Source organism: Mesorhizobium sp. M7A.F.Ca.AU.002.02.1.1 (genome assembly GCF_003998535.1).
Lineage (GTDB): Bacteria > Pseudomonadota > Alphaproteobacteria > Rhizobiales > Rhizobiaceae > Mesorhizobium > Mesorhizobium ciceri.
The window spans coordinates 1-3,097 of record NZ_RZPB01000708.1; the positions used below are offsets into that span (position 1 = coordinate 1).

Genomic DNA, 3,097 nt, shown 5'->3' on the forward strand with positions numbered 1-3,097 from the left:
ATCTCGAGCAGCATCTGCAGAAGTTGGAAGGCTGAGACCATGAGCAAGGACGCTTACATCCACAAGGTGCTGCCCGGTTCGCCGGGCGGTCCATTGCTGTTCGTCTTCCATGGCACGGGAGGCGATGAGAATCAGCTTCTGTCGCTGGGGCGCGATCTCGCGCCCCAGGCAACCATCGTCTCGCCGCGCGGTGATGTGTCGGAACAAGGTGCCGCGCGCTTCTTTCGCCGCGCCGCCGAGGGCATCTACGATATGGACGACCTGGCGCGGGCGACGACCAAGATGGCGGGCTTCGTCAAGGCCCATGTTGAAGCAGCGAAGCCATCGGCCGTGCTGGGTCTCGGCTATTCCAACGGCGCCAATGTCCTAGCCTCGGTGGTGTTCGCGGTTCCAGCGCTGTTCGACGCGTCGGTGCTGATGCATCCGCTGATCCCGTTCGAACCTGAGGTCAAGGGCAGCCTCGCCGGCCGCCATATCCTGGTGACCGCCGGCAAGCGCGATCCGATCTGCCCACCGAACCTGACCACGCGGCTCGAGGCCTATTTGCGTGCCGACGGCGCCGATGTCACAGTGGAATGGCACGATGGCGGGCACGAGGTGCGGCCAAACGAGATCGAGGCGGCACGGCGGTTCTTTGCCGATACTGCCCAAGGAGCATAGCAATGCCTGACCAACTGCCTGAGATCGAACTTGAGGATCGCGGTTCCAAGGGCCGCTACGTCCTGCGTGGACCCGATGGCGCCGAGGCCGAGATGACTTTCACCAAGATCGGTGAGCACCAGATCATCATCGACCACACCGAAGTGCCGGACGTCTTTCGCGGCCAGGGTGCCGGGCTTCGGCTTGTCACCCGCGCCGTCGAGGATGCGCGTGCGGCGGGCAAGAAGATCATCCCGCTCTGCCCGTTCGCCAACGCTCAGTTCCGCCGCCATCAGGAATGGGCCGACGTGCTGAAGCGGTAGGGATTCGTTGCTTGGAAACGGCGCGGCAAGCGGCTGCCATCCCACCGGGGCGGCTTTGGCATTTGCGCGGGTGGCGCATCCTGCCTAAGTAGATAGGATATATCTTAGCCGCGCCGACAAACGAACCGAATGATCCCCCAATGACCGAAACCGATCTCGTTCCCGTCTTCGACGGCCACAACGATACGTTGCTCAGGCTCCATCAGTCGAAAGACACGGACGTCGAAAAACTGTTCATCGAGGGGAAATCGGGCGGCCATATCGACCTGCCACGCGCGAAAGCCGGCGGCTTCGCCGGGGGCATGTTCGCCATCTTTCCGCCGCCTGTCGAGAAATCCAGGCGCGGCGCCGTGCCCCTGGCGCCGGGCGCCGCCGAACCGCTGCCGCCCGAGGTTCCCCGCAATGAGGCGCTGACCTCGACCATCGCGATGGCCTCGATCCTGTTCAGGCTGGAACGGGCCGGAGCGCTCACCGTCTGCCGCAGCGCCGGCGATGTGCGCAATGCCATGGCGCAAGGGTCGATCGCCGCGGTGTTCCACATCGAAGGGGTCGAGGCGATCGATCCCGAGCTCACCATGCTCGACGTGCTGCATGAAGCCGGCCTGCGCTCGCTCGGCATCGTCTGGAGCCGTCCGAACGCCTTTGGCCACGGCGTGCCGTTCCGCTTCCCGTCTTCGCCCGACACCGGCCCTGGCCTGACCGATGCCGGCAAGGCGCTGGTCAAGGCCTGCAACCAGTTGAAGATCATGATCGACCTGTCGCATCTCAACGAGAAGGGCTTTCGCGATGTCGCCGCACTCAGCGATGCGCCGCTGGTGGCGACCCATTCCAACGTGCACGCGATCTGCGGCCATTCGCGTAACTTGACCGACTGGCAGCTCGGCGCGATCCGCGAAACCGGCGGCATGGTCGGGCTGAACTTCGCAACCGGCTTCCTGCGCGAGGACGGTCGCATGAATGCCGACACCAGCCTCGATATCATGGTGCGCCATATCGATTCGCTGCTGCAGGCGCTGGGTGAGGATGGCGTTGGTCTTGGCTCCGATTTCGACGGCGCCATGATCCCGGCCGTCATCGGCGATGTCGCCGGCCTGCCGAAGCTGATCGATGCATTGGCGGCACGCGGTTTCGGCCGCGCGCTGATCGAAAAAATCGCCTATCGCAACTGGCTCAATATGCTCGAGAAAACGATAGGTTAGAGACAGCCTGCGGCATGGTGTGTTCGGCCCGCCGGCATATGTCGACAAGGACATAGTTCGTCGGTGGAAGCCGGATACGATTGGGTGGATAGCCGGCAATGCTGAAGACCTTCACGGATGAGGGCGGCGAATTCGAGCGAGCCGATGTCGTCATCGTCGGTGCGGGTTTCACCGGCCTGTCGGCGGCGCTTGAGATGAAGAAGGCCGGCATCGATTTCATCCTGCTCGAAGCACGCGACCGCGTCGGCGGACGCGTCGAGTCCCGATTGAACGGACTTGGCGAACGCATCGATGGTGGTGGCCAGTTCCTGTGCGAGGACATGCCGGAATTGATGGCCATGGTCGAGGCGCGCGGCAAGACGCTGGTTGAAACCTATGTCGATGGCGACTTCATCACCCAGCCGACGATGTCCGCACAACGAGCTGAGCGGACCTATCATGCCGCGATGGCGATCCGCGAGCGCATGAACGGGATCGATCCGGACGATGCCTCGATTGCCGGACTGACCGTCGCCGACTGGCTTGCCTGCCAGCACGATTCGGCCGATGCAAGGATGGCTTTCCGTTCGATGATCGAAGGTCTCTGGTGCATGGCGCTGGACCAGATTCCTCTCTGGTATTTGATCGACAATGACCGGCGGGTCACCAACGAGGTGACGGAACTGCAATATTCTGTGCGCGAAACCATGCATTCGCTGGCCGACGATCTGGCCCGCGACCTTGGCGATCGGTTGCGGCTAAGCGAGCCGGTCACGCGCATCGAGCACAGTTCGCCAGGTGTTCTTGTCGTTTCGGCCGGGGGTGCCGTCGAGGCGCGCACGGTTCTGGTTGCCGTCCCGCCGGCGAAGGTGACGGAGCTCGCCTTTGCCCCCGCTTTGCCGGCCGGACTGGGGCGGGCAATCGGCGCCTGGGAAAGCGGCGCGGCTATCAAGATCC

The 3,097-nt window shown here is 63.6% G+C and carries 4 protein-coding genes; all 4 read left to right on the forward strand.

Annotation, left to right across the window (positions count from 1 at the left end; all coding sequences use genetic code 11):
- Positions 1–39: 39 nt before the first annotated feature.
- A complete protein-coding gene (locus EN879_RS29830; protein WP_027163149.1) occupies positions 40–660 on the forward strand; it encodes an alpha/beta hydrolase in 621 nt (206 codons plus the stop codon).
- 2 nt (positions 661–662) lie between these two features.
- The gene (locus EN879_RS29835; protein WP_013529296.1) at positions 663–962 is read left to right on the forward strand and encodes a GNAT family N-acetyltransferase; all 300 of its coding nucleotides are present in this window, start codon (positions 663–665) and stop codon (positions 960–962) included.
- Between the two features lie 140 nt (positions 963–1,102).
- The gene (locus EN879_RS29840) at positions 1,103–2,161 is read left to right on the forward strand and encodes a dipeptidase (protein ID WP_013529297.1); all 1,059 of its coding nucleotides are present in this window, start codon (positions 1,103–1,105) and stop codon (positions 2,159–2,161) included.
- Positions 2,162–2,259: 98 nt separating this feature from the next.
- A partial coding sequence (locus EN879_RS29845) for an FAD-dependent oxidoreductase (protein WP_127274440.1) occupies positions 2,260–3,097 on the forward strand: 838 nt, incomplete at its 3' end.

Excerpts from the sequence above, each read along its gene's own strand:
- EN879_RS29830 (WP_027163149.1), top strand. The coding sequence starts at position 40 with ATGAGCAAGGACGCTTACATCCACAAGGTGCTGCCCGGTTCGCCGGGC.
- EN879_RS29835 (WP_013529296.1), top strand. The coding sequence starts at position 663 with ATGCCTGACCAACTGCCTGAGATCGAACTTGAGGATCGCGGTTCCAAG.
- EN879_RS29840 (WP_013529297.1), top strand. The coding sequence starts at position 1,103 with ATGACCGAAACCGATCTCGTTCCCGTCTTCGACGGCCACAACGATACG.